Source organism: Fodinibius sp. (assembly GCF_041642155.1).
Classification (GTDB): Bacteria; Bacteroidota; Rhodothermia; order Balneolales; family Balneolaceae; genus Fodinibius.
Genome location: NZ_JBEPWZ010000204.1, coordinates 1 through 5428, shown reverse-complemented (window position 1 = coordinate 5428; position 5428 = coordinate 1). Strand labels below are relative to the sequence as shown.

The following is a 5428-nucleotide window of genomic DNA, read 5'->3' as shown; positions in this document are numbered from 1 at the left end:
CGGGGACACGCTCAGGATCAAGCGCTACAGCGACATCCGCAATCCCCGTATGAAGCTGTATAAAATACCGGAGCAGTATGGGGGACGCGAGGACGTGCTATTTATCGTGCTGGAACCCAAAGATGCTCACTTCGAACAGGTCGGCGGCATGTACGTCGTACGTCCCCGGGAGCTGGGAAGGAAATAACGGATAACAGACAGAGTCTACAGGCAGTTGATATGAGACAAATCGTAAATACGAAAAGTGGCGGTTATGAAGTGCTCGAACTTCAGGAAAAAGCAGATCTTGTTCCCAAAGCCGGCGAACTGGTTATCGATGTGAAGGCCTCGGGTCTCAATTTTGCAGATATATTAGCCCGGAAAGGACAGTATCCAGATGCCCCCCCGAAGCCCTGTGTAGTGGGATATGAGGTTTCGGGAACGGTAAGTTCGGTGGGGGATGAGTTGGATGGACAGGCTGCTGGAAGGGGTTGAGGAAGGCTGGATTAATCCCCGTGTGGATGTTATTTTTTCTTTTGAAGATGTAGCTGAAGCGCATCGCTACATAGAGGAGCGAAAAAATATAGGTAAGGTTATTCTGGTACCATAGCAGAGGAGTCTTCTATTTAATGAAAAAGTTCAGCCTATGGAAATAGTATACGTTGATATGGATAACGTCCTGGTGGATTTCCCATGGGGCATCGACCAGCTTTCAGAGGAACTCAGGCAGGAGTACGAAGGTGATTTTGACGAGGTGCCGGATTTTTTCAGCGATTTGCCGCCGGTGGAGGGGGCTGTCGAGGGCTTCCGGAAACTGAGTAGCCGGTACGATACCTATATCTTATCCACCAGCCCGTGGGACAATCCATCTGCATGGAGGGACAAGCTGCTGTGGGTCAAAAAACATCTGCCGGAGGCGGGATACAAGCGGCTTATTTTGAGTCATCATAAAAATATGAACGAGGGCGATTACCTCATTGACGACCGCCTGGCCAATGGCGTTGAGGGGTTCCGGGGAGAACACATCCATTTCCGGTCCGACAGGTTTCCCGACTGGGATGCGGTACTTGATTACCTGTTGTAAAACCTGGGGCTTTTCACGTACAACGGTATCCTATTCGCTGGATTAATCGCAAGGGCTCCCGGAAGAATATTGAAGTGAATGGTAATTCCCGCATGGTGAAGGGTGACTCCTTGTGGGCGTTGGCCCCTTAATGAGCAAGGGAATCCGGGATGCTGAATACTTCGTGCGAGTGTATTTCCTCGGCCCCCCGCACTTTGGATCCGGCTGCGATATGGATTTGATCGTCGAAAATAACGGCCTGTGTACCGTGTCGTCCTTGAGTCAAGGAGGGCAGAGAGTGCCAGGTGCCGGTTTCGGTATTGAAAGCTTCGACCTCCGCATGGGCAGCGGTCTGGGCTGCGCTTTCGCCCCCGAGAACAATCAGGTAGTTACCCGTGGAAAGGGAGGTGCTGCCGGCCCTTTCCGTAGGGAGGTCGCCGGAGGGCGGCATGGGCGTCCACTTGCCGGTAGAAAAGTCATATACATCCACCTCCGGAATGGTCAACTCAAACGTTTGTCCGGTTGCCTGAGAGCTCCTTCGTCCCCCTGCCGCATACAGCTTGCCGTCAATGACGGCTGCTTGAAAATGGTCGCGATTCCGGGGCGCGTCCGCTAACCGGCTCCACTCGCCCGTCCGGGGATCAAAGACATCCAGCCAGCGCACGTGTCCGCTGGCGTGACCATTTTGAATACCGCCGACGATATAGATTTTATCTTCATATACCACCGCGCCCGCCGCACCCCGGCGCCGGTCGTCCGGTATTTCCGCCCCTTTGGTCCACTGATCGTCCTCAGGGTCGTAGATATACACATGAGCAATGGGATCTTCGTAGGGGTAGTTGCCGTTGAACGCACCGAGAACATAAATTTTCCCGTTATAGGAGACCGCTTGAAAGTGATGCATCGACAGCGGGGGCGTGGCCTTTTCCGACCAGCTTTGCGTCGCGGGATCATATACTTCCACCGGACGTTCGCCCCGCCCTCCAATGAGATATAGTTTGTCTCCTGCGACGGCCGCCGCATTTTCGTGCCGGTTTGTGGGAGGCTTATTCAGGTCCAAAAGCTGCCAGCTCGCACTATCATTCCCATGATCCTGGGCCCGTACCGGCTGGATGATGATTAAGAGCAGGAGGCCGGCGGCGACTATTGTTAAAGGAGAAATAAATGATGGCAGGGATGATTTCATGAGTAATGAGTTATGGACTTTTTATTATCATTTGGTGGCGCCAAAGATCTTTCTGCAATATTTATACAAGGCTCGTAGGATGATGATACCTTCGTACCCGTTCATCGATGAAAAACGCGCAGACGCATCGTCTTTTTTAGCGTTGTCTGAAGCCGTCATGCTGTTTACACCGTCTCATATTATTTATGACATCCACCCATGCGGTGAACATTGTCAAGACCACATCACCTGAATAGTACTTGCGCCCCCTCGCCCTGCGAGATCAGCGAACGGTAGTCTTCCAGTTCGTCATTGGTATAGGGATCGGTGAGATCCAGTGTCTGCTGCTGTTCGGCTGCCATATAGGCGGCCTGACAGATCCGGGTGATTTCCAGGCCGTAGTTCCAGTCCAGTTTGGCGTCCCTGCCAGCCATAAAGGCATTTTTCATCTCTTCCATCTCACCCACATAGCCGTAGAGGTCTGCCTCGTTGGGCTGTACAGGCAGGAGTCCCCGCGTGGAGGTTGATTTTTCAAGAGCCGTTTCGGCATCCGCTACCGCTGCTGCCGCCTCGTCACTGATAAAAATCTCCAGCGGTGAAATAAGGGTGTTGACTTCCATGGCGTAGCCGGGACCCAGGGCATCCATGCTCAGGCGCAGCCCCTGTTTGTCATACATCCAGGAATCGGTGAATTGTGCTTTGACCCTCTGACCGGTGTCCGGGTTTTCGAAGGTAATCAGTCCGGTGCAGAAATCCTCGGCGGGCGTCTCCCCGTAATCCACGCCGAAACGTTCTTTCAGCTGGTCCCGGTATCTCGGCTGCCCCCATTTCAACAGGCAGGTGTCGGCCTGCACGGAGACCGGCTTCAGGAAGTCGGGCGCTTTGCCTTCCGGTGTTAAAATATGACGCGAGACGGCTATGCTGTGACATCCCATATCGGACAATACGCCACCGCCTTGTTTTTTGGGATCCCAGAACCAGCTGTTGTGGGGACCCGCATGCTCTTCGGTGCTGCGGGCGAGGGTGAAATGTCCCATTTCTTTTTGCTGGGGACGCAGTTGCTCCAGTGCATTATTGACGGCATTCATGTGAAGCTGGTTTTCGAAATAGGCGGTGAGCAGATCGGCATCATCCGCCAGTTCGACCAACCGCCGGGCTTCCTCAATCGTGCGTCCCAATGGTTTTTCGCAGATCACACCTTCCAATTCAGTCCCTTTTTGCACGGCATCCGCAATTTCCTCCATCAATTCCACGCGTACGTAGTTGGGGGCGAGGATGGCCACGACATCGCAATGCCGGCACACTTCTTCAACAGTGCCATAGATGGCGCATTCACCGAGGCGGTTGTCCCGGGCAAAGCGGGCCAGCTCTTCGGCTCCGCCGCGGTCGTAAACGGCCGTCAATTCAAGGTGACGCACCTGCTTCATAGCCGTTGCCATAAAGTGCGCAATAAAGCCGGAGCCAATAAATCCCAATCGAAGTGATTTCATACAATCTGTTTTTAAAATCTATAAATAATGAAAGTGAAAATAGCTTGTACAAAGTAAAAATATATAGCAAAAATGCTACCCGAAAAGACAAAAATTTTATTCGTTCATGAGATCCAGGAGCCGATCCGTTTGCTGTTCATCGACTTTTTTGAGCGTATCACGGTCAGAGGCAGCCCGTACCTCTTTGAGCGCCTTGTCGGAGAATTCTTCCGGCTGATCCTGCATCTCAGCCCACAGCCGGTGAAAACGGGCCGCCTGAATAGCGCCATCCAGGGCATCGGGATTGATACACTCCCGCGCCGCAAGATAGGCCGGTGCGCTTTTGGATCCCTGGCGGAGCCCCACCGTATCGGCGGCTACCGCTGTTCCTTCCGTTTCCTCATAGAGTTCTTTGAGTTCTTCCGTCTTGACATCATCGCGGATCGCTTTTTCAGCAAGGTCAAGGATCTTCTTCTGTATGGGTTTAAGGTCATCATTGATTTGCCGGGCACACCAGACGGCAAATTTTCGCAGCAAACGAGAGCTTCCCTGCTCATGCAGGTACTTAAGCAAGCCGGTCACCTTGTCATCTTCTTCCCGCACGCGCTCTCCGGTTTCACCGTCAATCATAATGATTTTTTGATGATCGGTATCGTATATATAGATGAGATTCTTGTTTCGTTTGTTCATAATGCTTCTGATTCTTTGTCTGTTATCCTGCCGTTAAGTTTATAATAACATATTGCATTTCCCAAGTATTCCATTCATAATTAGGATTCTGCCGGAATCCGTCCACATTCGATTAGCAGGCAGCAGTCTTTGCCAGGTCCTGCAGACTTCCGGATTATGGTAACATGTAATCGATCCTCGGTAATGAAAACAAAGAAGCAAGAATCAACCGTTTCCCTTTTTTCGTGGGCGCTCTACGACTGGGCCAACAGCGCTTTTTTTGCTGTTATTCAGACGTTTGTCTTCGCCACGTATTTTATGCAGTCGGTAGCCAAAAATGATACGCTGGGAAGCACTCAGTGGGGCAATACCATCGGGGCTGCGGGACTGGTGATAGCTGTTTGTGCTCCTTTTGTTGGTGCTGTCGCCGATCAGATGGGCCGCCGGAAGCCGTGGATCGGCTGGTTTACCCTGCTGGCGATCGGAGCCACAGCGGCATTGTGGTTCGTGGCCCCCTCCCAACAATATGTGTGGTTGGCGCTGGCGCTGATATTCTTGGGGACCATAGGTTCGGAATTTGCCATCATCTTTTACAATGCCATGCTGCCCGACCTTGCCTCGGAAGAGCGCATGGGGCGGTGGTCCGGCTGGGCGTGGGGACTCGGATATGCCGGGGGACTGGCCTGCCTGGTTATCGCACTGTTCCTGTTTGTGGATGTAGAACAGCCGCCTTTTGGATTGGAAAAAGCCGCCGCCGAGCATGTCCGGGCCACCTTTGTCTTGGTCGCGGTCTGGTACGCGCTCTTTTCCATTCCGATGTTTATGTTAACCAGCGACCGTCCCCCTACCGGCGTTCACCTCTCCGAAGCGGTCAAATCGGGGTGGGGGCAGCTGAAAAGTACGGTGAAGGAAGTCCGAAAGTACCGGGACATTGTTCGTTTTTTAGTGGCCCGTATGGTATTTATTGATGCCCTGGCTACCGTCTTTGCTTTTGGGGGCATCTATGCGGCGGGTACGTTTAATCTCGGGGAGCGCGAGGTACTGATATTTGGTATCGGACTTAATCTGACGGCCGGATTGGGT

Annotated in this window: 8 protein-coding genes; 5 read left to right on the top strand and 3 right to left on the bottom strand. The window is 52.6% G+C overall.

Going from position 1 to position 5428, the window contains the following annotated elements; all coding sequences use genetic code 11:
* From ACESLU_RS11055 to ACESLU_RS11040, 4 genes are all read left to right on the top strand, one after another.
* Nucleotides 1–187: hypothetical protein (locus ACESLU_RS11055; protein ID WP_372638707.1), on the top strand; the 187-nt coding region annotated here is incomplete at its 5' end.
* Between the two features lie 32 nt (nucleotides 188–219).
* Nucleotides 220–474, top strand: a complete 255-nt coding sequence (locus ACESLU_RS11050) for an alcohol dehydrogenase catalytic domain-containing protein (protein ID WP_372638706.1) — start codon at nucleotides 220–222, stop codon at nucleotides 472–474.
* On the top strand, nucleotides 440–589 hold the full coding sequence (locus ACESLU_RS11045; RefSeq protein WP_372638705.1) for a zinc-binding dehydrogenase: 150 nt from the start codon (nucleotides 440–442) through the stop codon (nucleotides 587–589). Before ACESLU_RS11050 ends, ACESLU_RS11045 begins: the two co-directional genes overlap by 35 nt.
* 36 nt (nucleotides 590–625) lie before the next feature.
* On the top strand, nucleotides 626–1063 hold the full coding sequence (locus ACESLU_RS11040) for a hypothetical protein (protein WP_372638704.1): 438 nt from the start codon (nucleotides 626–628) through the stop codon (nucleotides 1061–1063).
* 127 nt (nucleotides 1064–1190) lie between these two features.
* Here the strand turns inward: ACESLU_RS11040 and ACESLU_RS11035 are convergent, their stop codons facing one another.
* The 3 genes from ACESLU_RS11035 to ACESLU_RS11025 form a co-directional block, all read right to left on the bottom strand.
* Nucleotides 1191–2228, bottom strand: coding sequence for a Kelch repeat-containing protein (locus tag ACESLU_RS11035; protein ID WP_372638703.1), 1038 nt, complete (start codon nucleotides 2226–2228; stop codon nucleotides 1191–1193).
* 224 nt (nucleotides 2229–2452) lie between these two features.
* Entirely contained in the window at nucleotides 2453–3697 is a 1245-nt protein-coding gene (locus ACESLU_RS11030) for a Gfo/Idh/MocA family protein (protein WP_372638702.1), read from the bottom strand.
* Between the two features lie 96 nt (nucleotides 3698–3793).
* The gene (locus ACESLU_RS11025; RefSeq protein WP_372638701.1) at nucleotides 3794–4366 is read right to left on the bottom strand and encodes a hypothetical protein; all 573 of its coding nucleotides are present in this window, start codon (nucleotides 4364–4366) and stop codon (nucleotides 3794–3796) included.
* A 183-nt stretch (nucleotides 4367–4549) separates the two neighbouring features.
* Here ACESLU_RS11025 and ACESLU_RS11020 point away from each other — a divergent pair.
* A partial coding sequence (locus ACESLU_RS11020) for an MFS transporter (RefSeq protein ID WP_372638700.1) occupies nucleotides 4550–5428 on the top strand: 879 nt, incomplete at its 3' end.